The organism is Pseudomonas sp. A014 (genome assembly GCF_052378495.1).
Lineage (GTDB): Bacteria > Pseudomonadota > Gammaproteobacteria > Pseudomonadales > Pseudomonadaceae > Aquipseudomonas > Aquipseudomonas machongensis.
The window spans coordinates 3258416-3283062 of sequence record NZ_CP199001.1 but is presented as its reverse complement, the minus strand read 5'-3'; the positions used below and the strand labels follow the sequence as shown (position 1 = coordinate 3283062).

The following is a 24647-nucleotide window of genomic DNA, read 5'->3' as shown; positions in this document are numbered from 1 at the left end:
CGGGCCGATAAATCAAGGGCATGCAGGGGCCAGTGGGAGCGGGCTTGCCCGCGAAACGGCCACCCCTGCAGCAAGACCAAGCGCCAAAGAGCGCCACCGTGACCCTCAACTCCTGCCAGAACAACAAGCAAAGGAGCCACCCCCATGCAGCCTTCCGCTTCGCCCCAGCCACGCCGGGCCGCGGCCGCCGCGTTCATCGGCACCATGATCGAATGGTACGACTTCTACATCTACGCCACTGCCGCCGCCCTGGTGTTCGGTGCCTTGTTCTTTCCTTCCGACAACAGCCTGTTCAGCACCATGGCGGCCTTCGGCACGTTCGCCGTGGGCTTTTTCGCCCGGCCATTGGGCGGCATCGTGTTCGGCCATGTGGGTGACCGCATCGGGCGCAAGAAATCCCTGGTCATCACCCTGCTGATGATGGGCGTCGTCACCATCGGTATCGGCCTGCTGCCGACCTACGCACAGATCGGCGCCACCGCACCGGTGCTGCTGATCCTGCTGCGTATCGTCCAGGGCATCGCCGTGGGTGGCGAGTGGGGCGGGGCGGTGTTGATGGCGGGCGAGCATGCGCCCAAGGGCCGGCGTACCTTTTTCGCATCGTTCGCCCAGCTGGGCAGCCCGGCCGGCTTGATCCTCTCGCTGCTGGCCTTTGGCGCCGTCACCCGCCTTCCGGAAGAAGACCTGATGAGCTGGGGCTGGCGCCTGCCGTTCCTGGCCAGTGCGTTGCTGCTGCTGGTGGGCCTGGCGATTCGCCTGGGGGTCAACGAGTCGCCGGAATTCATCGCCAGCCGCGAGCAGGCGCTCAAGGCCCAGCGCAAGGAGCAGGCGCCGGTGCTGGAGGTGCTGCGTACCGCCTGGCGTCCGCTGTTGCTGTGCATCGGTGCCAATACGCTGGGCATCGCTGGCGTCTACTTCACCAACACCTTCATGATCAGCTACACCACCCAGCAGCTGCACCTGGAGCGCGCGCTGATCCTCGAATGCCTGTTCTTCGTGGCGATCATCCAGTTCTGTGTGCAGCCGGTTGCGGCCTGGCTGTCGGAGAAGCTCGGCGCCACCCGCTTCCTTGCCCTGATGGCGCTGCTGGCGATGGCTTCGCCCTACCCGATGTTCGTGCTGGTCAGCTCGGGGCAGGGGCCGCTGATCGTGCTCGGTATCGCCCTGGCGGCGGCTTGCATGGCGTCGTTCTACGCGGTGATTGCCGGCTTCGTCAGCGGCATGTTCCCGACACGGGTGCGCTACACCGCGATTTCCCTGGCCTACCAGGTGTGCGGCGCCATCGCTGGTGGCCTGACGCCGTTGATCGGCACCTGGCTTGCCCATCAGTTCAGCGGCCACTGGTGGCCGATGGCGCTGTTCTACACCTTGATCGCCAGCATTTCGCTGGTCTGTGTACTGGCCCTGGCTCGCCAGTATGCCCACAGCCAGCGCCTCGAGCTGGCCTGAAATCCCGATTCGACTGGAGTACCCATGATGTTGAAAAGCAATGGCGAGCGCCTGTGGGCGAGCCTGATGGCCATGGCCGAGGTCGGCGCTACCGCCCGTGGTGGCAGTTGCCGCCTGGCCTTGAGCGAGGACGACAAGGCCGGCCGCGAGCTGTTCGTCGGTTGGTGCCGCGAGGCTGGCTTGAGCCTGTCGGTGGATGCCATCGGCAATCTGTTCGCCCGGCGCCCCGGCCTCGACCCGCAGGCCGCGCCCGTGATGATGGGCAGCCACCTGGACACCCAGCCTGAAGGTGGACGCTTCGATGGTGTGTACGGCGTGCTGGCGGGCCTGGAGGTGGTGCGCCGCTTGAACGACGTCGGCATCCAGACCCGCAAACCCCTGGAAATCGCTGTGTGGACCAACGAGGAGGGCGCACGCTTCACCCCGGCGATGTTCGGCTCGGCGGTGTTCACTGGCGTGCTCGACCTGCAGCAGGCCCTGGCGATCCACGATGCCGATGGCATCAGCGTTGCCGAGGCGCTGGCGTCCACTGGCTATGCCGGTGAGCGGCCATTGGGCGGGCCGGTGGACGCCTATTTCGAGGCGCACATCGAGCAGGGGCCGATCCTGGAAGACAACGCCAAGAGCATTGGCGTGGTGACGGGCGGTCAGGCGATTCGCTGGCTCGACGTGACGGTCCAGGGCATGGCGGCACATGCGGGCACCACGCCGATGGCCCTGCGCAAGGATGCGTTGTATGGCGCTGCGCGAATGATCCAGGCGGTGGAGCAACTGGCGGTCGACTTCGCCCCCGAAGGGCTGACCACGGTGGGCGAACTGTCCATCGCCAAAGCGTCGCGCAACACGATCCCGGGCGTGGTGCGCTTTACCGTGGACCTGCGCCATCACCGCGACGAAGCCATCGAGGCCATGGAACGTGGCCTGGGTGAGTTGCTGCAGGCTGTCGCCGCCCAGCGCGGGCTGCAGGTGAGCGTCACGCGGCACTGGGTCAGCCCGGCCACCCCGTTCGACGCCGAGTGTGTGGCGACGGTGCAGCGCGCGGTCGATGCCCTCGGCCATACCCAGCAGCGGATCGTCAGTGGCGCCGGGCACGATGCGATTCTGCTGGCGCGCTACTGCCCGACAGCCATGATCTTCATCCCTTGCGTGGGCGGCCTGAGCCACAACGAAGCCGAAGACGTGCTGCCCGAGGACGCCCGTAACGGCGCCGATGTATTGCTCAACGCCGTGCTGGCCCGTGCCGGCCGTGTCGAACCAGGAGAGGCCTGATGCGCTGCTATTTCCACCCCGAACAACTGCTGCACCATCCGCGCAGCTACTACTCCCGTGGTGCCATGCGCACCCCCCAGGAAGTCCCTGAGCGCGCTCAGCGCCTGCTGCAAGCGGCCCGCGACCTGGACATGGACATCCGCCAACCGCAGGATGCCGGCCTGGCGCCGCTCGCTGCGGTGCATGGCGAGGCCTACCTGGCCTTCCTTCAGGAGGCTCACGCGCGCTGGAAAGAAGTGCCCGAGGATTGGGGCGATGAAGTGATGTCGAACATCTTCGTGCGCGAACCCAACGCCTTGCGCGGCATCCTGGCCCAGGCCGCGCGCTACCTGGCCGATGGCAGTTGCCCGGTGGGCGAGCAGACCTGGCGCTCGGCCTACTGGTCGGCGCAGAGTGCGGTTGCCGGGGCACGGGCGATTCTCGACGGTGAGCGTGCGGCCTACGCGCTGTGCCGACCGCCAGGGCACCACGCACGCTTCGAGGCTGCAGGCGGTTTCTGCTACCTCAACAATGCGGCCGTCGCCGCCCAGGTATTGCGCGAGCGTTACCACAAGGTCGCAGTGCTGGACACCGACATGCACCACGGCCAGGGCATCCAGGAGATCTTCTACGCGCGCAACGACGTGCTGTATGTCTCGGTACACGGTGATCCCACCAACTTCTACCCAGGCGTGGCCGGCTTTGCCGACGAGCGCGGCACGGGCGAGGGCGAGGGTTACAACCTGAACTTGCCGATGGCCCATGGCGCGAGCGAAGGGGATTTCATGGCGCAACTGGGCATTGCCCTGGATGCGGTGAAGGATTTCGATGCCGAGGTGCTGGTGCTGTCGCTCGGCTTCGATATCTACGAACTCGACCCGCAGAGCAAGGTGGCGGTCACGACCCAGGGCTTCGCCACGCTCGGCGAGCGGATTCGCGAGCTGGGGCTGCCGTGCCTGATCGTGCAGGAGGGCGGCTATCACCTGCAGAGCCTGGAAGCGAATGCCCAGGCGTTCTTCGCTCAAACGAGTGACTGGCGCTGAGATTGGCATTCAAATGGATTGTTTTGCTCCGTAAAGTCGCTTTTTTGCTCGCCAAAACCGGGCAAGCTGCTGTGCAGCTCGCCCGATTGGCCGGTGCGGCTCAGGCCGAGCGGCGTTGACTCTCGGCCATGGTCGGGGCCATTTGCTCGGCCGATTCGAGAATCAGGTCTGCACCTTTCTCCGCCACCATCATCACTGCCGCGTTGGTATTGCCTGAGGTCACATTGGGGAATACCGAGGCATCGACGATGCGCAGCCCGTCCAGCCCATGCACCGCCAATCGCGCATCCACCACGCTGGTCGACGGGTCGTTGCCCATCGCGCAACTGCCGCACAGGTGATAGATCGATCCGCAGTTCTCGCGAAAGTACTGCAGCATGCTCTCGTCGTCGTCCACCGCCGGGCCCGGCAGCACTTCCTCGACCGTGATCGCGCGCAGCGCCGGGGCCTGCATGATCGAGCGCATCAGACGGCTGCCCTGGATGGCCTCGTCGATGTCTTTCTGCGTGCTCAGGTAGTTCGGATCGATCAGCGCAGGCTCACGCGGATCGCGCGAGGCGATGCGGACTTCGCCGCGGCTGGTCGGTCGGCAGGGGTTGAAGCACAGCAGGAAGCCCGAGTAAGGCTCCGGCTGCAAACTGGCCTTGTTGTTCTTGGGAATCTGGTACGACAGCGGGTTGAAGTACAGCTGCAGGTTCGGGTGCGCCTGTTGGGCATCGCTGCGGAAGAACCCGCCGGACTGGTTGACGCTCAGCGCCAGCGGCCCCTTGCGGGTCAGCAGGTATTGCAGGCCGAGCTTGAGCTTGCCCAACAGCGAGCCGAACACATCGTTCAGGGTCGGGATATTGGCCTTGTAGTAGTAGCTCACGCACAGGTGGTCCTGCAGGTTCTTGCCCACGGCCGGCAGGTGGTGGCGGGTGTCGATGCCGTGCCGGTCGAGCAGGGCGCGGTCACCGATGCCGGACAGTTGCAGGATCTTGGGCGTGTCTACCGCACCTGCCGCCAGGATTACCTCGCGGCGGGCACGAAACTCGCGCGCTACGCCGTTCTGCGAAATGCGGACGCCGACCGCGCGCTTGCCCTCGAGCAGCACCTGTTCGACCAAGGCGTGATGCTCGATGTGCAGGTTCGGGCGCCCCAGCGCCGGGTGCAGGTAGGCGAAGCTGCTGGAGCTGCGTTGGCCGTCACGCACGTTGACGTCGTAGATGCCGGCGCCTTCGAAGTGCTTGCCGTTGAAGTCTTCGCTGCGCGAGTAGCCCAGTTGCTCGCAGCCTTCGAGAAACACATCGCAGATCGGATGGGCCTGGCCCTTCATCGGGGTGATGCCGATCGGCCCGCTGGCACCGTGGTATTCGCTGGCCCCAGCCGGGTGCGATTCGAGCTTGCGAAAATACGGCAGCACGTCCTTGAACGACCAGCCCTCGGCGCCATTGGCGGCCCAGTCATCGAAATCATGAGCCTGGCCGCGTACGTAGATCATCGCGTTGATCGAACCGGAACCCCCTTGCACCTTGCCGCGCGGCGCATACAGGTTGCGCCCGGCCAGATGGGCCTGGGGCTGGGTGTAGTACATCCAGTTGAAGGTGGGGTTGTAGTAGAGCTTGGCGAAGCCCACCGGCAGCTTGAACCATGGCGAGCTGTCCTTGCCGCCGGCTTCGAGCAGCAGCACGCTGTGGCGCCCGGACTCGCTCAGGCGCGCGGCGAGGATGCAGCCAGCCGAGCCTGCGCCGGCGATGATGTAGTCAAAATCGTTCATGTATCGCTAACCCTGTGAATAGAGGGCCGCCCCGAGGCCGGGGCGGCTTGACGCTCAACCTTTGGCCGGCGAGACGTCCTTGACGTTGACCGGATGCGGCGCCATCTGCAGGTGCAGGCGCTCGCCTTGGTAGCCCGAGTGACGCCGTACCACGTCCATGTCCAGCTCGACCCCGAGGCCCGGCTCGCGGGACGGGATGATGTAGCCGTCTTCCCATTGCAGGGGCTTCTTGAGGATTTCGGCGTGGAAGCCATCCCAGGTGCCGATGCTTTCCTGAATCAGGAAATTCGGCGTGCAGGCTGCCAGCTGGAAGCTCGCCGCCGCGCCGATCGGGCCGTTGTAGAGATGCGGGGCGATCTGCGCGTAGTAGGCCTCGGCCATGCTGGCGATCTTCTTGCCTTCGAGCAGGCCGCCGCAGCGTCCGACGTTCATTTGCAGGATCGACGCACCGCCCGCCTGCAGCAGCTTGAAGAACTCGTACTTGGTGGTCAGCCGCTCGCCGGTGGCAATCGGAATGCTGGTCTTGGCCGCGACCTGGGCCATGGCTTCTTCCTGGCCCGGTGGGATCGGCTCTTCGAACCACAGCGGATCGTATTTTTCCAGGCGCTTGGCCAGGCGGATCGCCGACGATGGCACCATCTGCCCGTGGGTGCCGAACAGCAGGTCGCAACGGTTGCCCACCGCTTCACGGATGCGCTTGCAGAAGGTTTCGCAGCGCTCCAGCACCTCCAGCGACAGCTGATGGCCGGAGAACGCGGTGTAGGGGCCGGCCGGGTCGAATTTGAGGGCGGTGAAGCCCAGTTGCATGTTCTGCACGGCGCACTCGGCGGCCAGGTCCGGGTCGCTGTAGTCGTACTCGCCCTGGGCGTTGACTGGGTAGAGGTAGGTGTAGGAGCGCAGGCGCTCGTGCACCTGGCCGCCGAGCAGCTCGTAGACCGGCTTGTTCGCGGCCTTGCCGATGATGTCCCAGCAGGCCATTTCCAGGCCGCTGACCACGCCCATCATGGTCAGGTCCGGGCGCTGGGTGAAACCGCTGGAGTAGGCGCGGCGGAAGAAGCGCTCGATATGGTGCGGGTCCTGGTCGAGCAGGTAGCGCTCGAACACATCCTCGATGACCGGCACCATGGCGCGCGGATGGAAGGTCGCGGCGTAGATCTCGCCGACGCCCTCGATGCCGCAGTCGGTCTTGAGGGTGACGAACAGCCAGTACATACCGCCGACATGCGGCGGTGGCACGGCCACCACGTGGGTTTGCAGGGATACGATCTTCATGCTTTGCCCGCCTTGGACTTGATGCGTTTGTTCAGGATGAGGGTGGCGACAACGCCGAGCAGGCCCATCACCACGACGTAGGAGAAGTAGATCTGGTAGCCGAGGAAGCCTGGGAAGTGATCGATGATCCAGCCGTTGAGCAGGGGCAGGAACACGTCAGGCGAGTAGCCGACCAGAGAGATGATGCCGATCGCCAGGCCCGTGACCCGCAGCGGCACCTGGCAGTCGTCGAGGATGGCCCAGTACAGGCCGCGGATGGCGTAGGTCATCAGGCCGATGAAGATCACCAGGAACACCAGCACGCCCAGCACCCGCAGGCTCGGCAGCACGATCAGGCCGATCATGCCGACGGCGGCGAGGACCATGGCCCAGGCCAGCACACCGGTCTTGGAGAAGCGGTCACCCAACCAGCCGCCGCCGATGCCGCCCAGCGGGCGCATCCACAGCTTGATGGTGGTGATCAGGCCGGCGGCGGTGGCGCTGAGTCCGAAGCCACCCTCCTGCAGGTAGGCCGAGAAGCTGTAGGTGGCCCAGAAGAAGTGGTAGCCGCAGAACACGATGGCAGTGACCAGCCACAGTTCCGGGATCGCCATCAGGGTGCGCAGGTCGTGCAGCAGGTTGGCCTTTTCGCGGGCCTGCTGGGCGCTGCTCTTGACCTGCGGGTCGCGCACCAGCATCAGCGCCAGGCCCAGGATCACGCAGCAGGCGGCGTAGAAGTGGATGACCCGGGTCAGGCCCACGGCGCTGCCACCGGCATTGTCGGCAACCTGGGCGAACAGGGCGATGGCGATGGTCGCCAGCAGCGCCTCGACCAGGCCACGGCCGCCATCGAGCACACCGAAGAAGCGGCCTTGTTCGCTTTCACCCGCGATCATCTTGACCCGCTTGATCAGCGAGGCCCAGAAGGTCAGGCCGGTGGTGATGCCAAAGCCGCAGAAGATCGCCAGCAGCGCTTCGAAGCCTGGCAACTGGGCGTACCAGACGCCGAGCAGGCCGGTGCCGACCAGCGAAAAGCTGATCAGGAAGCGCGGTGAAATGCGGTCGGCGAGCCAGCCGCTGGGCAGGTAGCTGACCAGGAAGGCGGTGCCGAGGATCGAGTACAGATAGCCCAGCTCGCTGTTGCTGATCGACAGCGCCTCGAGCATGGTGCTCTGGTACACCTGGCGCAGGTACAGCATCGGGTAGATGGCGCCAGCGGCCAGCACCAGCAGGGCCAGTTGCAGGTAGCGTGAGAAGTTGGCAGAAGTGCTGGGCACGCTGAGCGCCTCGGGGTTTATTGTTTTTTTCATTGTTGTTCTCGTGGGCGGATCTGTCGTCGGGGTTGTCGCAGGGCGGTGGAGCAGGGCACGCAGGCCGCGTGCCCTGCAGGGGTCAGTACTTGAGGACCACTAGGCGGGTCTGGGTGAATTCGAGCATGCCGTGCTTGCCGTCATCGCCGCCCAACCCCGAGCGTTTCCAGCCGGCGTGGTAGCCCTGGTACGGGTCGGCAGGCGTGCGGTTGACGTACAGCTCGCCAGCCTCGATGGCGTTGGCCAGCTTCATGGCGCTGCGGTAGTTCTCGCTGTAGAGCACCGACGACAGCCCGAACTGGTGGTCGTTGGCCATGGCCAGGGCGTCGTCGAGGGTGTCGTAGGCCAGTACCGGCAGCACCGGGCCGAAGGTCTCTTCCTGGACGATTTCCATGTCCTGGCGGCAAGCGCTGAGCAGGGTCGCGGGGTAGAAGTTGCCTGGGCCCTCGGGCAGGTAGCCGCCAGCTTCGATACGGGCGCCGGCCGCCACGGCGCGCTGCACCTTGGCGTGGATCTCATCGCGCGAGCCTGCGCTGATCAGCGGGCCCATGCAGGCGGCATCCTCGGCGCGGTTGCCGATGCGCACGGCGGCGAACTTGTCGCGCAGCAGGTCGAGGAAGCGCTGGTGCACGCTGGCCTGCACATAGACGCGTTCGATGGCGGTGCACAGCTGGCCGCAGTGGGTGGTCTTGGAGGCGACGATGGCGGCGGCTGCCGCTTCCAGGTCGGCATCGGCCTCGATGATGGCCGGGGTCTTGCCGCCCAGCTCCAGCGAGGGCTTGGCGATGTTGGCCTTGCAGTATTCGAGCACCGTGCGCCCGGCGCGCACGCTGCCGGTGAGGGTGATCATGCCGACCGCCGGCTGGGTGCAGAGGGTGGCGGCGACATCGTGCTGCATGGCCAGGATGTTGATTACCCCGTCGGGCAGTTGTGCCTGTTGCACGGCGCGGGCGATGGCGAAGGCCGACAGCGGGGTGTTGTTGCTTGGGCGCACAACGACGGTGTTGCCGGCGATCAGCGCCGGGGCAACCTTGCGCAGCAAGGTGTAGACCGGGTAGTTGAACGGGATCAGGCAGGCGACCACGCCGATGGCTTCGCGCTTGAGCAGGAGGGTTTCGTCGCGGGTGTCGCTGGGGATCACTTCGCCTTCGATGCGGCGTGCCCATTCGGCGTGGTAACGGGTGATCTCGGCGGCGTACAGCGCCTCGTTGCGGGCTTCGCCGGGGGCCTTGCCGGATTCGCAGGCCAGCGCTGCACCGATGTCGTCGGCGCAGGCTTCGAGGGCGTCGGCCAGGCGGCGCAGGTGCTGGGCACGCTCGATCGAGGGCAGGGCAGCCCAGCTGCGCTGGGCGCGGCTGGCGGCTTCGACGGCCTGGATCGCCTGGGCAGGGCTGGCGGCGCTGACGCTGCCGACCTGCACGTCGGTGGCCGGGTCGAACACGCTCAGGGCGGGTTGCTCGGGGGCGACGACGAAGCGACCGTCGATGAAGTTGTGCTCTGTACGCATGAAATTGTCCGCTTGCGGGGTGAACGGGCCCACAAGGGCTGGCGAGCGGGCACGGGGCGGCGCTGGCGCAGCGGTTTTTCTTGTGGGTTATGGCGAACAATTTGTCGCAGGCAGGGGCGGGGAACAAACGATTAATGCGTGGGGGTAATGTGCTTAAAACGCATGTTACTTGAGCGGTGGTGGGGACTGCTTCGCGGGCAAGCGGGGCGCCGAACCGCCACTCCTACAGGTACCCCACCGACTCTGAAATCGGCGCGGTACCTGTGGGCACCTGTCTTGCTCAAAAATCCAAGGCCAGCCCAATCCCAGTGGGAGCGGGCTTGTCCCGCGATCACCGGCGTAGCCGGTGCCATGCTCCGCGGTGTTCTTTTCGCGGGTAAACCCGCTCCCACAGGGATTGGGCAGGCCTTGGATTTTTGAGCAAGACAATTGCTCAACAGGTAACTGAAGCAGTATTCAGAAGTTGCGGGGCTGTTGTAGGCGGTTCGGCGCCGCGACTTGCCCCGCGATGACGGCGCCGCCTATTCGCAGCCTGCCACCTCGGAGGCGCCGCCCAGGTTGCGCTCGGCCAGCCACACCTCCTGCATCAGCCACTCGCGAAACTGCTCCACATGCGCGGGCAGTTGCTGGTCCGGTCGGGTCACGAACCAGTACGACTGGTGGCCGTCGACCTGCACGTCCAGCACCTGCACCAGTTGCCCGGCAGCCAGCTCCCTGGCGACCATCTGCCGGTCGGCGATGGTGATGCCGAGCCCGTCGATGGCGGCGCGGATGGCCATGTCGAGCAGGTCGAATTCATAGCCGCCACGCAGGTCCACGCCCTGGATCCTGGCGGCGTCCAGCCAGTGGCGCCAGGTCAGGAAGCGTTGGTCCTCGCGGGCCAGGACATGCAGCAAGGTCATGTGATGCAGGTCGACCCGGCGCTCCTCCTGCTGTGCCAGCAGCGAGGGCGAGCACACCGCGATGTGCCGTTCGTGCATCAGCAGCGAACTGTCCAGGCCGTCCCATTCGCCATTGCCGAAACGGATCGCGCAGTCGAGCGTGGCGATTTCCGCGAGGTTGTCCTGCAGCTGGGTCGTCAGCGTCACCTCCAGGCCCGGACACGCTTCGCGCAGGCGCCCAAGGCGCGGCAGCAGCCAGCGGCTGGCAAAGGTTGGCGGGGCGTTGAGGCGGATGCGCGTGGGGTGCTGGCGCTGCTGGATGCCGCGTACGGTCAGCTCGATGCGGTCGAACGATTGCTGCAGGGCATTGAGCAGCGTACGCCCGGCGTCGGTGAGCTGCAGGTGATGGTGGCGGCGCTGCAACAGCGATTCGCCAAGCTGCTCTTCAAGCTGCCGCACCTGGCGGCTGACCGCGCTCTGAGTGACATTGAGCAGTTCGGCGGCGCGGGTGAAGCTGCCGGTGCTGCCGGCCACCTCGAAGGCTTTGAGGGCGTTGAGTGCCGGGATCTTGCGTTTCACTCGCCGGGTCTCCTGGTGGGAGTGGGGCCGCACAGCGGCCCGGGGTTTCAGAAGTAATAGCCGATGTTCATGTACAGCTGGTTCTCCCAATGGTCGGTGCCGCCCTGGGCGAGGCTTTCGGTGTAGCTGCTGCCGCCGATGTACGGGTCGTTGCGTCCGTTGAGCCACTCCACCGCGATGTAGAAGCTGCGCACCGAGAACGAGGTGCCGAGGATGAAGCGTTCGGAGCTGTCGAAGCCGCTGGCGGACTTGTCGAAGCGGCTGTAGTTGCCATACAGCGTGACCCCGCTGACCCAGTCGCCGAGAAAGGTGCCGGGCACGCTGTAGCTGAGGTCGCCGACGTACAGGTTACCGCGACTGGCAACGTTGTAGGTGCCGTCGTAGCCACCGAAGGTCACTCGCTCGCTGTTGTCCGGGTTGCGTGGCGACATCTGCTGGCGCGCGGCAAGCATCTGCACGCCCCAGGGGCCGTTCTTGCCCAGGTAGTGCACGCCGATCACATTGCGCCGGCCGTCGTCGTGGGTGTCGCGGTTTTCCAGGCGCGAGGTCAGGCCCGAGATGCCGGCCTCCGATTGCCAGTCGCCGAGCTTGAACGAGCGCGCCAGGCGCGCCACGGCGATCTGGCGCTCCTGGTTGCGGCTGCCGTTGGCGACATAGTCGTCGGCCGAGGTCACCACGCTGGAGTAGGTGGTGCCGTTGCTGGTGCCGCGGCCAGGCCAGGCGGGGCGTCCGTAGAGACCCAGTTGCAGGTTCCAGTCGCCTTGCTGGTGGATGTACTTGGCGCCCACCGCCTCGACGTCCTCCAGGCCAATCACGTTGCCGAGGGTCTCGTAGAAGGTGCTGCCGAAGTACGGCTGCAGGCCGAAGGGGATCTTGTTCAGGCCGACTTGGACCTGGCGGTTCTCGTCGAACTTGTAGCCGACCCAGGCGTACTCGGCGAACTGGATGTCGCCGACCTTGTCGGTGTACTGGTAGGGGTAGGCCTTGCCATAGAAGCGGTAGCGCACGGCGCCGATCCAGCTGTCCGAATCGTAGTTGGCGCGCAGCATGATGGTGTCCAGGCCGGCCTTGTCGATCTTGCGGTCGGGGTCGTGGTCGAAGCGTGCGCGGATCGCACCGCCGACGTCGAGGTTCTCGGTGATCGGCACGGCGTGGGCGGCGGCGCTGAGGGTCAGCAGGGCGGGAAGCAGGGTGTGACGCAACGGAAGTGCGGGCATGGGTGGAGGCACCTTTGGTGGTTTCTTGTCGTTATTGGGGCCGCTGTGCAGCCCGATCGCGGGACAAGTCGCAGCGGCGAACCGCCCCTCCCACATGTACCGCGCCGTACATGAGCGCACCGCTGTATCTGTGGGGGCGGCGGTTCGCCGCTGCGACTTGTCCCGCGATTGGGGCGACCCTATCCAACGCCCGTGCCCCGGCACAAACGAGCATTACGCAGCGGTAACCCGAGAAAAACGCATGTTTGCAGGCAGTCGCACGCCTGTAGAATCGCCCTACAAAAACAACGATCAGCAGAGCCCCACCATGCGCACCCTGCCGCCTTTGAACATGCTCAAGGTCTTCGAGGAAGTTGCCCGCCACCGCAGCTTCAATCGCGCCGCCGATGCGTTGAACGTCACCCAGGGCGCCATCAGCCGACAGATCAAGCAGCTGGAGGATTACCTGGGCGTTGTGCTGTTCGTTCGGGGGCCGCGCGGTTTGACCCTGACCGACGCCGGCAACGCCCTGGCCCCGCACCTGGGCGAGGCCTTCGATCGCATCGAGCGGGCGCTGGAGGCGGTGCGCGTGCCCAATCTGCGCCAGCGTCTGCGCATCCTCGCGCCACCGACCTGGGCCACCCGCTGGCTGTCGCCACGCCTGCGCGGTTTCATGCAGCGCTATCCGGACATCAGCCTCAGCGTCACCAGCCAGCGTGACGACGAGCACCCCGGCGAACTCGATTGCCGCATCCTGTTCAGCCGCGAAGGCGAGGGCACGGGCAATCGCCGTTTGCTGGTGATGGAACGGCACATCGCCGTGGCCAGCCCCGAGCTGTTCCAGGACGGCCGCGAGCCGTGCCTGCGCGATCACCCGCTGTTGCACATTCTCCATGAAGGGCGCCGCCTGCGGGTGTGGGAGAACTGGTTGGCGGCCACCGGGCGCAGCGATGTCGATGCCGACAGCGGTATCGAGTTCAGCACCCTGGACCAGGTGATCCATACCGCGCTGGCCGGCGGCGGCCTGGCGGTGATCGACCGGCAGATGATCGAGCGCGAACTGGCCAGCGGCAGCCTTGTGCCGATCACCCCGGTGGAGGTGATCGGGCCTTATGGCTATTGGCTGGAGGTGCCGGGCGACAAGCGCGGGTTGTCCAAGGTGGAGCGCTTTGCCGATTGGCTGGCAGTGGTGAGCAATCCTTGAGATTGCGGCGTCTTCTTCGCGGGCTTGCCGCGAAGAAGCCAACACTGTCCGATCAGACCGCCGCCACCTTGCCCGCAGGCGCCGGGTTCTCCTCGCCACGACAGGCCTCGGCCAACGACAGGCTCTTGGTCTCCGGTGCCCAGGCCATCGACACCAGCGCCCCGAACAGCAGGATCCCGGCGAGGATCGCCATGGTCGGGTTAAGGCCGAGCCCAGCCACGCTCACCGGCAACAGGAAGGTACTGATCGCCGATCCCAACCGGCTTGCTGCAGTGGCCAGGCCGATGCCGCTGGCGCGCACTTCGGTGGGGAAGCTCTCGGCCGGGTACACCCCGACCAGGTTGCTCACCGCCGACAGCACCAGGGTGAACAGCCCGAACAGCGCCACCATCGCCCAGGCCATGCTGCTCGGCATCAGCACCAGCAGGAACAGCGCCGCCGCCAGGATCAGGAAGCTGTTGATCAAAAAGCCTCGGCGGCTGAACTTGATGGTGCACCAGATCCCCAGCAGCGCGCCGACGATCAGCAGGGCATTGAGCATCATCTCGGTGCCGAAGCCTTCGGCCAGCCCCATCTTCTGCAGGATCGCCGGCAGGAAGGTGTAGATGGCGAAGTAAGGCATGACGATGCAGATGAAGAACAGGCAGTTGAACGCTGTGCGCTTGCGGTACTCACGGCTGAACAGCGCGGCGAAACCGCTGTGGCTGGGGCGGGCGATTTCGTCGTCGAGCACCACGTTGGCACCCAGGTGCTTGCGCACGATGGCCCGGGCTTCCTCGGCGCGGCCCTGGTGCATCAGCCAGCGTGGCGATTCCGGCGTGCCGATGCGGGCGATGAGGATCATGGCTGCCGGAATGGCCGAGGACGCCAGCATCCAGCGCCAGGCGTCGTCGCCCAGCGGCAGCAGGGCGGTGCCGACGAAGGTCGCGGCGACATAGCCGAAGGTCCAGATCACGCTGAACGAGCCCAGCAGCACGCCACGGTGCTTGCGTGGCGAGAACTCGGCGAGCATGGCGTGGCCGACGCTGAAGTCGCCGCCAAGCCCGATGCCGATCAATACCCTGCAGAGGAACAGTTGCGTCGCCGTCTCGACGAAGAACTGCATCACCGAGGCGAGGGTGATCAGCACGAAACTGATCAGGAAAATTTTCTGCCGCCCCAATCGGTCGGAGATCCAGCCGAAGAACAGGCTGCCCAGAAACAGCCCGAGCAGCGCCGAGGCGCCGATCAGTCCTTGCCAGAACGGGCTCAACTGCATCTGCGGATTGATCAGGGTAAAGGCGATGCCGATCAGGCCGAGGATATAGCCGTCGGTAAAATGCGCGCCGAAGGTCAGACCGGCGATCTTGATATGAAAACGTCCGATCGGCAGGTCGTCGATCTTGATTGTCTGTCCCGTCATGTTGACACCTCGTTGTTATTGTTTGGGTCAGGGGCGTTGCTCTGAGTCGCGCGCGATACGTGTAGACGCGGCACAAGGCCGCGTCTACAGGGCTGGATCAGCTGTTCAGCCCACCCATCAGCACGTACTTGATCTCCAGGTAATCCTCCAGGCCGTACCTGGAGCCTTCGCGGCCCATGCCCGACTCCTTGATGCCACCAAACGGCGCCACCTCGGTGGAGATGATCCCTTCGTTGACGCCGACGATCCCGGCCTCCAGGCCCTCGGCCATGCGCCAGACACGGCCGATGTCGCGGCTGTAGAAGTACGCCGACAGTCCATAGGGCGTGTCGTTGGCCAGGCGCAGGACCTGGGCTTCATCCTGGAAACGGAAGCAGGCAGCCACCGGGCCGAAGGTCTCCTCGTTGGCGATCAGCATCTCTGTAGTGGCTTCGGCCAGCACCGTCGGCTCGTAGAAGGTGCCGCCCAGCGCATGCCGACGGCCACCACAGAGCAGGCGTGCGCCGTGCTCCAGGGCATCGCCCACGTGCTGCTCGACCTTGGCCAGGGCCGCAGCGTTGATCAGCGGCCCTTGCTCGGTCTCGCCCTGCAGCGCCTCACCGACGCGCAAGGCCTGCACGGCTTCGGCGAGCTTGCGGGTGAAGGCTTCGTACACACCGTCCTGGATATAGAAGCGGTTGACGCATACGCAGGTCTGCCCGGTATTGCGGAACTTCGAGGCCATCGCTCCGCGCACGGCGGCGTCGAGGTCGGCATCGTCGAAGACGATGAACGGGGCATTGCCGCCCAGTTCCAGCGAGACCTTTTTCAAGGTGTCGGCGGCCTGGCGCATCAGCAGCTTGCCAGTGCGGGTGGAGCCGGTGAACGACAGCTTGCGCACCACGGTGGAGGCCTGCAGGGCGCCACCGATGGCCGGGGCGTCGCCGGAAACGATGTTGAACACACCTGCCGGTACGCCGGCCTGTTCGGCCAGCAGCGCCAGGGCGAAGGCCGACAGTGGCGTCTCTTCGGAGGGCTTGAGGATCAGCGTGCAGCCGGCCGCCAGGGCCGGGCCGACCTTGCGGGTGACCATCGCCAGCGGGAAGTTCCATGGCGTGATCGCCGCCACCACGCCGATTGGCTCCTTGGTCACCAGCACCCGCGCGTCGGCCTTGGGGGTAGGAATGACGTCGCCGTACACGCGTCGACCTTCCTCGGCGAACCATTCGAGAAAGCTTGCTGCATAGGCCACTTCGCCCTTGGCTTCGGCCAGCGGCTTGCCTTGCTCGCGGCTTAGCAGGGTGGCGAGGGCGTCGCGCTGCTCGAGCATCAGCTCAGACCAACGGCGCAGGATCTGCGCACGCTCCTTGGCCAGCTTGCCACGCCAGGCGGGCAGGGCGCGTTCGGCGGCAGCGATGGCCGCCTGTGTTTCCTCGGCGCCGCCGCGCGGCACCTGGGCGAGGGTTTCACCGGTGGCCGGGTTGAGCACTGGATAGGTGGCAGCGCCACTGAGCCATTGCCCGTCGATGTAGTGACCCGCCTTGAGCAACGTACTCATGCCACCGCCTCCTGGATCGCGAAGTCGCCACGTGGCGGACGACCGACGCGCAGGATGCGCTTGCCGGCGGTGTAGTCGTTGATCAGGTCGCAGGGCGTGTAGTTGCGCTCCAGTTCATACAAGTCTTCTTCGTCCAGGCGCATGTCCAGGGCCGCGAGGGCGCTGTCGAATTGCGCGGTGGAATCGGCGCCGACCAGCATGCTGTCCACGCCCGGGTGTTGCAGGACCCAGGCCTGGGCCACCTGGGCGTTGGACACGCCGTGACGCTGGGCCACGCGCTGTACCGAACGGGCGATGGCGAACGAGGCTTCGTCGCTGTACATCTGCTGGGTGAAAAAGTCGGTCTGGTTGCGGGTCGACTGGACGTCGCCAGTGAGCAGGCCGCGGGCCAGCGGGCTGAACACCGAGACGCCCAGGCCCTGGTCGCGGCAGAACGGGATCATTTCGCGTTCTTCTTCGCGGTAGGCGCAGTTGAGCTGCAACTGCATGTTGATCGGCTTGGCCCAACCATGGCGCTCGCAGGCCAGGAGGATTTTCGCCAGTTGCCCGGTGAGCATGGTCGAGACCCCGATGTAACGGGCCTTGCCGGCGCGGACGATATCGTTGAGCGCTTCCATGGTTTCTTCGACGGGTGTGTTCACGTCGAAGAAATGCAGCATGTAGACGTCGAAGTAATCCATGCCGGCGCGCTGCAGCGAGGCGTCGATGCCGTCGAGGATATGCTTGCGCGAATGGCCGCTGGCGTTGATGCCGCTGCGTGTGCCGTAGCCGACCTTCGTCGTCACTACCACGTCGTCACGCCGTACCAAGCGCTTGAGGATACGCCCGACCACTTCCTCGCCGACGCCGGCGGAATAGAAGTCGGCCAGGTCGATGAAGTTGACCCCTTTGTCCAGCGCGTGGCGCACGATCGGCTCGCTGGCCGCCTCGTCGAAGATCCACGGCTTCCACTGCGGGGTGCCCATGTTCATGGTGCCGAGGCACAGTTTGGAAACCTGCAGGCCAGAGTTGCCCAGACGAATGTATTGCATGATCGGACCTCAGGCTTTCGGGGTGTAGAAGGGGTTGGCGATCTGATTGACCACATCGGCCAGCTGCGCACGCGCCGGCAGGCCCTGGAGGGCGGCGCGGATCGCGGTGCGGCAGGCGTTGTAGTTGTTCAGGTAGACGGCATCGAGGTCATCGCAGGCCGGGTTGACCCAGTTGGCGGTGACGATGGCCCATTCATCCTCGGCTTCGGCCGGCAGGGTGCCATCGAGCAAGGCTTCGGTGACCGCCTTGGCGATACCGGCCTGGGACGCCCCCCACGTGGCGTTGGCGTGCAGGTCGCCGGCGATCACCGCCTTGTTGACGTACAGGGTCATGGGTTTGACCGGGATGTTCGGCTGGGCGATGACCATGAACGGGCAGTGGCCCTGGCTCGGGGACGCCAGGCTGTTGGCGAAGGCCTGGCCGGCCGGGCCGTTGCGTGGCCCCATCATGATGTTGATGTGCGCGGCGTTGACGCCGGGACCTTCGAAACCTTCGCCGATGTACAGGGCAAGTTGCTTCATGACAAAACCTCGATCACTCACAGGATGAACGAAGCCTCGGCGGCGCCTGCCGCGCGAGGCGCGAAATCAGGTGCTCGGCACGCAACAAGGGCGAAGGGATAGCTGCAATGCAGGCATGGTGCGACGCTCTTTGTTGTTGTTGGGCGAGCAGTGCTGGCGGTCGCCAGTCGTGAGGATTTGTATCAGGCCGGCGTGGGGAGGCAGTAGGGAGAAGAAATCAAGAGGGTATGAGGGCAGGTCATAGCTGTGCAGCGGGCCTTGTAGACCCATTGCCTTGGAGACCAGCGCAGGCCCTGGTAGCGGTGATCCGGTGCCGCGACTTGCCCGCGAAAAGCACACCGCGGTGCATGGCACCGGCTCTGCCGGTGATCGCGGGACAAGTCGGAGCGCCGAACCGCCGACCCCACAGGGATTGGGCTGGTCTTCAGATTTCAAACAAGACAGTTGCTACCACATGAAGCTCCCACATGAGCTCCACATGGATTGCGCTGGTTTGCGGTTTTCGAGCCGCAGGCGGCGAAAGCGCTAGCTGCCGCTGCCGCCCGATCCGGAACCTCCAGATCCACCGGAACCCCCTCCGCCGATGCCGCCGCCGGTACCGCCACTGGTCGAGCCGCTGCGAGTGCCGTCGCCGCCAGTGCCATTGGTATCGTTGCGATCGGTTCCACCGCTGCCGGAGCCCATGCCGTCACCCGGCGTGCCGGAGCCACTGCCGGTGCCAGTGCCACTGCCGTTGTCCTGCATGGTGCCGCTGCCGTGGGGCTGTTGACCCGGTGCGCGCTGGTCGTTCATGTCGGTGGCTGCCAGGGCCAATGGGGCGGCCGTGGCCAGACACAGTGCGAAGAGACTTGCGTGTATGCGTTTGCCGATCATGGTCGATCTCCTGTCCAAAGGTTTACCCTTGTTAAGGCTTTGGCGCAGTGTCGATGTGCGGATGGATCGACCGGAGGTCGCAGTCACTGGGGTGCTTGAATATAGCGCTCGAAGAAATCCAGCGTGGCCAGGTTCTTGTTCTTGGCCTCGAACATGATGTCGAAGCGCTCGATGAACTGCAGGGCATAGCGATTGGTCCAGTCGTTCCACATACGTTCGCTGTGCTGGTAGAGGTCGCGCTTGCTGACCTGCTTGAGCAGCATGTTGATCGTCAGTTTTTCCCCGGCGCAAAAGCCCAGTTCCTGCAGGCGCTCGGGTGGTTGCGAGTAGTGCATGGTCGGCCGCACGCCGCGCCAGCTGTCGATGATCCACGTCACCCGTGGGTCGTGCGGGTCGATGTAGTCATTTTCATGGATCCAGCAGTGATGGATGTCGAGCACCACAGGCGCAAGGTCGGACAGGGCCAGGCAATCGTCCACGCCATAGGTCTTTTCGTCGTTCTCGAACGTGATGACATTACGCGCCTCCTGCGACAGTCGCGGCCAGACGGCGCGCACGCCCGCTGCACCCAGGCGACCGGCGATATGGATATTGCACTTGAAGTCCTGGAAGCGCCGGCCGTAGCCCATCATGCGGATCATGTCGGCGTGGTACTCGAACTCGGCCAGGCTGTTCTCGACCACTTCGGGGCGGTCCGAGCCGAGCACGCAGTACTGGCCAGGATGGAACGACAGTCGGATGTCGTGCGCTCGGGCGAAATCGCCGATGCGCGCGAAGCGTTGCTCCAGCATCGCCTGGACGGGTGGGTCGCGGTAGAAGGCGGCCACCTCGGGGTGGCTGTACAGCGGCAGCAGGTCGCTGGACAGGCGCATCATGTGCAACATCGGCGGCAGCTCGGCCACATAGTCGAGCAGGCGCAGTTGGGCATCGAGGTTGTGCTCCACCAGCTCCAGCAACTTGGCACGTGCCGCTTCCTGGGTCGCGCCAGACAGCCACCGCAGCGTGGTGGTGCGCGGATTGAAGGCGCGTTCGATGGCCTCCAGCGTCTTGATCGATTGGTCGCGGTGAGGATGGCGGTACTGGCAAGCGAAACCGAGGCGCGGCATGGGACATTTCCTGAAGGGGTACGGTCAGCTTGGACAGCGGCATGGCGGCAAGCGATCCGCGCGATCAGGCCTGGCTCGCTTCCACGCGGTTGCGGCCGCTGCGCTTGGCGACGTAGAGGGCGCGGTCGGCCTGGTTCAGGGCCAGCGCCGGGTCTTGTTCGTCGCTTGCACAATGCGCGACCCCCAGCGAGATGGTCACCGTACCCACTGGGGCGATCGGTGTTTCGGCGACGATCCGGCGCAGGCGTTCGGCGACATTCATTGCCACGTCCAGGCTGGCACCGGGCAGCAGCATGAGGAACTCCTCGCCGCCGATGCGGCACAGCACATCGCCTTCGCGGCAACAGGTGCGCATCAGCTCGGCCAGCGAGCGCAGTACCTGATCGCCGATGTCGTGGCCATGCTGGTCGTTGATTCGCTTGAAGTGATCGATATCCAGGACGATGACGCAGAAGCTGCGGTTATCGGCCTGCAGCAGCGACAAGCTCAGGTCCAGGTGACGACGGTTGCCAAGGCCGGTGAGCGGGTCGGTCTGTACATCCCGGTTCAGGCGCCCGATGCGCTCCTGCAACAGGTTCAACCCGAACAGCAGGGCACGCTTGAGCTCGGCGGCCTCGAAATACCAGGCACGCACGGCATGGATGCGTTCGTGAGTGTCGGCCTTGTCCAGGCTGCGGGCGCCGGCAGCCAGTTGCCAGAGTGGTCGGGTGATGGTCAGCGCGAGCCACCACAGGGCAAGGCCGCCGAGCAGGGCAAGCGGTACGGAAATGCCGACCACGTTGAGGATCAGCCGCTGCGACGGTTGCACGGTCTGTGCCAGCGGCTGCTGGGCGACGATGCCCCAGCCGCTGATCGGCACCGTGGCGAAGCCTGCGATCATTTCCTTGCCGAGGCTGTTGGTGAACTGTTGGGTGCCGCTGCGCTTTTGGTGCAATTGATTGATCAGCGGGTTGTCATTTACCACCGTGCCCACCCGTTCGGCGTCGGGATGATAGAGCAGGCGGCGGTTGTGATCGACCACGTAGAGGTAGGAGCCATCCTGATAGAAATGTTCGCCCAGCAGGCTGTTGAAGATGTTGTGCTGGCGCAGATAGAGGCTGCCGCCGACATAACCCAGGTAGCGCCCGTCCTTGGCGAAGATCGGCTGCGAGGCGACGACCACCAGGTTGTTGGCCTTGGAAATGAACGGCGTCGAGATCAGCGCCCGGCGCTCACGCAGCGCTTCCAGTGACCCCGGCGTTTCCAGGTGTTGTCCGAGCATGGTGCGCAGGGGCGCGGGCGAGATCGCTCGCAGGACACCTTCGCTGTCGACGAAGAAGGTGGAGTTGAAGGCATTGCTCTGGGCCAGCAGGCGTTCACTTTCGCGTTGCAGTCGGGCCGTGTCGTCAAGCGTCCCTCCGCTGGTGTCGGCACTGAACGCGAGCTGCTTGAGCGCGCCCTCCAGGAACAGTTGGGTGATCGAGGCCAGCTTGGCTGCATATACCAGGTTCGATTCCAGGGAGTGATCGATCAGCAGTTGTCGCTGCACCCGGTAGCTGGCGAAGTAGCTGGTCAGCAGCATCACCACGGCGGTGAGTGTCGACAACAGGAGGATGAGCGTGCGCAGGTCCAGGCGCAGGCCTTTCTTGGCGTGTGGCAATCCGGAACTCACTGGGAAGTCGATTTGCGCAACATTACTCGGAATGCGTGCAGTCAGCTACGGGGCGAAACGAACGGGCCGCCAGCGGGTTTCATTTGCCGGGTGCGCTCAGCTCCGAGAGTTCGTCTTCCACCTGCTGCATGCGCTCTTCAGCCAATGCCTGTACGTGTTTGTCCTGCGCTGTGGCGCGCATCAAACCGGTCAGTTTCTCGCTCAGGCGCTTGCCTTCCTCGCTCTCGCCCAGCTGCCGGGCTTTCTGCGGGTCCTGGGTGGCGGCAACGATGGTGTCGAACTCGGCATCGCTGAAGTTCTTCTCGCTGTAGAGCTTGAACAGGTCCTTGCGTTGGTCGTCGACGGTCAGGTGCTTGCGCAGCACGTCCTTGATCTTGTCCTGCGGCACCTGCGGGTGGGTCATCGCCAGCAGTTGGGCCATGCGCTCGATGTTGTGGTCGTAGGCTTCCTGCAGCGGCAGGTTGGCCAGGATCCGCTCTTCGCGGGTGGGTTTCTGGTCGCAGGCGGCGAGGGTGGCGAGCAACAGCAAGGGCAGCAGCAGTTTCGGCAGGCGAGGCATGGGGGTGGCTCTGGAGGTTCGAGGGAAGTGAGTTTACTGCAAGGCCCGCAGGCACGGCAGTGTGGGAAAGGTCGTGGGCAAGTGTCCTGCGCTGCCAGGTAGAGGCTCAACACCGCGTTTTTGACGTGGGGCCTGTTGCGCTCGGTTAATACGGGCCGTACCGACCAAGGAGACCTCCATGCATATCGATCACTTGATTAGTGGCATCGTGCCGGCGCTGCCCTTCGCTTCGTCCGAAGACGCCCAGGCGTTTCTATCGAACCTGGAAGCCGAGGATCAGATTGCCCTGATCTCGGCGCTGTACTTCGGCCGCTCGCATCTTCACAGCGATACCGTCAACGAAGACTACCTGCCCTACCTGCTTTCCGGTGACATGAACCGGTTCTGGGAACAGGGCAATGTTGCACCGAGCGACTTTGCCACCGTCCTTTATGAAAAGGGCAGCAACCTGGTCAGTTACTACGACGCGTTCATCCGCGCAACCGACGGATCGGGCTACGACCGTTCGAACTACTGAACCCTGGGTCGCCCGGGATCAGTCCTTCATCGGATTACGCAAGCGCACCCAGACGATCGCGGGCAAGGCCATCAGCAGCCATTTGAGGTACTGGTTCACGCCAAAGTGTTCGCAGAGCGTGCCGATGGCCGTGCAGAGCACGACCACCACCACGAACTGAATCATCCTGTTCATCTCGGGGTTTCCGTCGTTGGGAGCGGCGATGGTAAACGATTCGGGCGCTTTCGCTCACAGATACTTGAGCCAGCGAATGTCTCGGCGGCGGGCCTTGAATCCGGCGAACTGCCGCACTGGCCAGTACAGGGCGGCGGCCAGCAACGCTGCAACCAGCCACAGTGCGCCCACGCTATCGAAACCGAAGTACTCGCCCTGGTTGTGCCCGAACAGGCCGACGCTTGCCAGGTAGAGGGCTTTCAGCGCGTAAAGGTGCAGCAGGTAGAAGAACATCGGTGCACTGCCGAACACGGTCAGCACGCCGATCCAGCGTGCCTGGCCGGCGCGCTCGAAGGCACGCAGCAGCAACAGGCCGACACCCAGGGTCAGCAGCAGGAACAGCAGCGACGGCGGGTACTTGGTGATGTTGAACAGGCTCATCAGGGTCTGCGTCAGATCGGGGTAGAGCTGCCACTGGGCCTCGCCATAGCCGTTGAGCAGACGCAGCGCGACGAAACCCACCAGCGCAGCGCTACCGGCGAACAACAACTGACGCTGGCGCTTGGCGGTATCGCTGCCACGCGCGAACCATGGCCCCAATGCATAGCCCACTGCGATCACGCCGATCCAGGGCAGCAGTGGATAGGAGGTCCGCAGGCGCAGGTTCTGCGATACCTCGAGCCAGCCGCGATCATGCAGGATCGCCCAGGGTGCGTGCAGCAGCGTACCGGGAGCAAAGTGCAGGCCGTCGAGCAGGTTGTGGCCGGCGATGATGATTACACCCAGGGCCAACAGCAACGGCCGCGGCAGCCACACCAGCAGCGACAGGACGATCATGCTCAGGCCGATCGCCCAGATCACTTGCAGGTAGATCACGCTGGGCGGCAGCTGGAAGGTCCAGGCGAAGTTGACCAGGGTGAACTCCAGCACCACCAGGAACAGCCCGCGCTTGAACAGGAACGCCGAGACATCGCCCAGGCCCTGGTGCTTTTCGCCGTAGAGCCAGGCGCTCAAGCCGGTCAGCATGACGAACACCGGGGCACACAGATGAGCGAGGGTGCGGCTGGCGAACAGTGCGGGCTCGGTGGCGTCGATGGTCATCGGGTCGCTGACCTGGCGATGCAGGAAGAAGGTTTCGCGCACGTGGTCCAACAGCATGATCAGGATGACCAGGCCGCGCAGGGCGTCGATGCTGTGCAGGCGGGAGGAGGGTGGGGTGGATGGCATGGGTCTGGGGCGGCGTTGAGTAAGATTTGGAATGTTATCTTATATCTTTGCTGTTGTGGTGATGTTGAGGGCCCTATCGCGGGACGAGCCCGCTCCCACAGGTTCTTTACTGATCCTGTGGGAGCGGGCTGGTCCCGCGATAGGGCCGGCACTTACAACCAAACAGCATCCCAGTGCGAATACTCCCGCACACTCCCAACCAGCCCCGCACGCAGCGGGTTGGAAACGATGTACCGCGCCACGGCTTGAACATCCTCCTCCCTGCGGATAGCTCTGTCCTGGTACCCAGGCTGCCAGATCCGCCCTGTACCCCCACCTGTCTGGTAAAGCGCATGACTGGTCCTGGACTTGAACCTGCGCATCAACGCTCCTAGCGTCCCAGTGCGCAACTCGATCAGCCAGTGGAGATGATCCGGCATCACAACCCAGGCCAGGGAGCGACATGACTGTTCCTCTTCGGCGTGACGCAGTTGCTGGACGACTGCACGTGCCGGACGCAGAAACTGGAAAAAAGGCTGGCGGGAGCGCGTGACGGTGGTGAGCAGATAGATTCTGCCGGGCTCGGAAAAGCGGCCACGGCGCAACAGGCTGGAATGAGGGCGATCCATGCTTTCTCCTTGAACATTCTTCCTTTGATCAAGGTAG

General features: G+C 64.8%; 22 protein-coding genes. 5 read left to right on the top strand and 17 right to left on the bottom strand.

Translation table 11 applies throughout. The features are described 5' to 3' along the window. Positions 1 to 144 precede the first annotated feature (144 nt). From ACTYOL_RS14870 to ACTYOL_RS14860, 3 genes are read left to right on the top strand one after another with little or no spacing between them, the layout of a single operon-like run. The gene (locus ACTYOL_RS14870; RefSeq protein ID WP_054895603.1) at positions 145 to 1449 is read left to right on the top strand and encodes an MFS transporter; all 1305 of its coding nucleotides are present in this window, start codon (positions 145 to 147) and stop codon (positions 1447 to 1449) included. A 27-nt stretch (positions 1450 to 1476) separates the two neighbouring features. Continuing rightward, positions 1477 to 2718 (top strand): Zn-dependent hydrolase, encoded by a 1242-nt coding sequence (locus ACTYOL_RS14865; protein ID WP_200602726.1) that lies wholly within the window; start codon positions 1477 to 1479, stop codon positions 2716 to 2718. After that, positions 2718 to 3740 carry a histone deacetylase family protein gene (locus ACTYOL_RS14860; protein ID WP_200602718.1) on the top strand — a complete coding sequence of 341 codons (1023 nt, stop codon included), beginning with the start codon at positions 2718 to 2720 and terminating at the stop codon, positions 3738 to 3740. The genes ACTYOL_RS14865 and ACTYOL_RS14860 overlap by 1 nt, the downstream gene beginning before the upstream one ends. Before the next feature lie 100 nt (positions 3741 to 3840). On the opposite strand, the gene ACTYOL_RS14855 is transcribed toward ACTYOL_RS14860, so the two are convergent. From ACTYOL_RS14855 to ACTYOL_RS14830, 6 genes are all read right to left on the bottom strand, one after another. After that, positions 3841 to 5496, bottom strand: coding sequence for a GMC family oxidoreductase (locus ACTYOL_RS14855; protein ID WP_444756500.1), 1656 nt, complete (start codon positions 5494 to 5496; stop codon positions 3841 to 3843). A 54-nt stretch (positions 5497 to 5550) separates the two neighbouring features. After that, positions 5551 to 6768 (bottom strand): mandelate racemase/muconate lactonizing enzyme family protein, encoded by a 1218-nt coding sequence (locus ACTYOL_RS14850; RefSeq protein WP_444756499.1) that lies wholly within the window; start codon positions 6766 to 6768, stop codon positions 5551 to 5553. Further along, complete coding sequence (locus tag ACTYOL_RS14845; RefSeq protein ID WP_197891020.1) at positions 6765 to 8057, bottom strand: MFS transporter; 1293 nt, start codon at positions 8055 to 8057, stop codon at positions 6765 to 6767. The genes ACTYOL_RS14850 and ACTYOL_RS14845 overlap by 4 nt, the downstream gene beginning before the upstream one ends. Before the next feature lie 82 nt (positions 8058 to 8139). Next, a complete protein-coding gene (gene aldA, locus ACTYOL_RS14840) occupies positions 8140 to 9564 on the bottom strand; it encodes an aldehyde dehydrogenase (protein WP_197891021.1) in 1425 nt (474 codons plus the stop codon). Between the two features lie 521 nt (positions 9565 to 10085). Further along, positions 10086 to 11024: a LysR substrate-binding domain-containing protein gene (locus ACTYOL_RS14835; protein ID WP_065862679.1), complete on the bottom strand. Its 939-nt coding sequence runs from the start codon at positions 11022 to 11024 to the stop codon at positions 10086 to 10088. A gap of 47 nt (positions 11025 to 11071) precedes the next feature. Continuing rightward, complete coding sequence (locus tag ACTYOL_RS14830) at positions 11072 to 12241, bottom strand: porin (protein ID WP_054895594.1); 1170 nt, start codon at positions 12239 to 12241, stop codon at positions 11072 to 11074. Positions 12242 to 12548: 307 nt separating this feature from the next. Here ACTYOL_RS14830 and ACTYOL_RS14825 point away from each other — a divergent pair, with 307 nt between their 5' ends. Continuing rightward, positions 12549 to 13424, top strand: a complete 876-nt coding sequence (locus ACTYOL_RS14825) for a LysR substrate-binding domain-containing protein (RefSeq protein WP_125929716.1) — start codon at positions 12549 to 12551, stop codon at positions 13422 to 13424. Positions 13425 to 13476: 52 nt separating this feature from the next. Here the strand turns inward: ACTYOL_RS14825 and ACTYOL_RS14820 are convergent, their stop codons facing one another. From ACTYOL_RS14820 to ACTYOL_RS14785, 8 genes are all read right to left on the bottom strand, one after another. Beyond that, positions 13477 to 14826 (bottom strand): MFS transporter, encoded by a 1350-nt coding sequence (locus tag ACTYOL_RS14820; RefSeq protein WP_153773849.1) that lies wholly within the window; start codon positions 14824 to 14826, stop codon positions 13477 to 13479. 97 nt (positions 14827 to 14923) lie between these two features. Continuing rightward, positions 14924 to 16363, bottom strand: a complete 1440-nt coding sequence (locus ACTYOL_RS14815; protein WP_153773848.1) for an NAD-dependent succinate-semialdehyde dehydrogenase — start codon at positions 16361 to 16363, stop codon at positions 14924 to 14926. Then, positions 16360 to 17394, bottom strand: coding sequence for an aldo/keto reductase (locus ACTYOL_RS14810; protein ID WP_065862683.1), 1035 nt, complete (start codon positions 17392 to 17394; stop codon positions 16360 to 16362). The genes ACTYOL_RS14815 and ACTYOL_RS14810 overlap by 4 nt, the downstream gene beginning before the upstream one ends. Before the next feature lie 9 nt (positions 17395 to 17403). Then, entirely contained in the window at positions 17404 to 17916 is a 513-nt protein-coding gene (gene fae, locus ACTYOL_RS14805) for a formaldehyde-activating enzyme (protein WP_054895590.1), read from the bottom strand. A 525-nt stretch (positions 17917 to 18441) separates the two neighbouring features. After that, positions 18442 to 18789, bottom strand: a complete 348-nt coding sequence (locus tag ACTYOL_RS14800; protein ID WP_054895589.1) for a hypothetical protein — start codon at positions 18787 to 18789, stop codon at positions 18442 to 18444. An 83-nt stretch (positions 18790 to 18872) separates the two neighbouring features. Continuing rightward, positions 18873 to 19895 carry a UV DNA damage repair endonuclease UvsE gene (uvsE, locus tag ACTYOL_RS14795; RefSeq protein ID WP_197891025.1) on the bottom strand — a complete coding sequence of 341 codons (1023 nt, stop codon included), beginning with the start codon at positions 19893 to 19895 and terminating at the stop codon, positions 18873 to 18875. A gap of 64 nt (positions 19896 to 19959) precedes the next feature. Then, positions 19960 to 21534 carry a diguanylate cyclase gene (locus tag ACTYOL_RS14790; protein WP_444758152.1) on the bottom strand — a complete coding sequence of 525 codons (1575 nt, stop codon included), beginning with the start codon at positions 21532 to 21534 and terminating at the stop codon, positions 19960 to 19962. A 91-nt stretch (positions 21535 to 21625) separates the two neighbouring features. After that, a complete protein-coding gene (locus ACTYOL_RS14785; protein ID WP_054895586.1) occupies positions 21626 to 22105 on the bottom strand; it encodes a hypothetical protein in 480 nt (159 codons plus the stop codon). A gap of 178 nt (positions 22106 to 22283) precedes the next feature. Here ACTYOL_RS14785 and ACTYOL_RS14780 point away from each other — a divergent pair, with 178 nt between their 5' ends. Further along, positions 22284 to 22622 carry a hypothetical protein gene (locus ACTYOL_RS14780; protein WP_153773844.1) on the top strand — a complete coding sequence of 113 codons (339 nt, stop codon included), beginning with the start codon at positions 22284 to 22286 and terminating at the stop codon, positions 22620 to 22622. An 18-nt stretch (positions 22623 to 22640) separates the two neighbouring features. On the opposite strand, the gene ACTYOL_RS14775 is transcribed toward ACTYOL_RS14780, so the two are convergent. From ACTYOL_RS14775 to ACTYOL_RS14765, 3 genes are all read right to left on the bottom strand, one after another. Then, complete coding sequence (locus ACTYOL_RS14775) at positions 22641 to 22796, bottom strand: hypothetical protein (protein ID WP_153773843.1); 156 nt, start codon at positions 22794 to 22796, stop codon at positions 22641 to 22643. A gap of 54 nt (positions 22797 to 22850) precedes the next feature. Continuing rightward, a complete protein-coding gene (locus ACTYOL_RS14770) occupies positions 22851 to 24002 on the bottom strand; it encodes a DUF1624 domain-containing protein (protein WP_444756498.1) in 1152 nt (383 codons plus the stop codon). A gap of 152 nt (positions 24003 to 24154) precedes the next feature. Then, a complete protein-coding gene (locus tag ACTYOL_RS14765; protein WP_444756497.1) occupies positions 24155 to 24610 on the bottom strand; it encodes an REP-associated tyrosine transposase in 456 nt (151 codons plus the stop codon). Between the last annotated feature and the right edge of the window lie 37 nt (positions 24611 to 24647).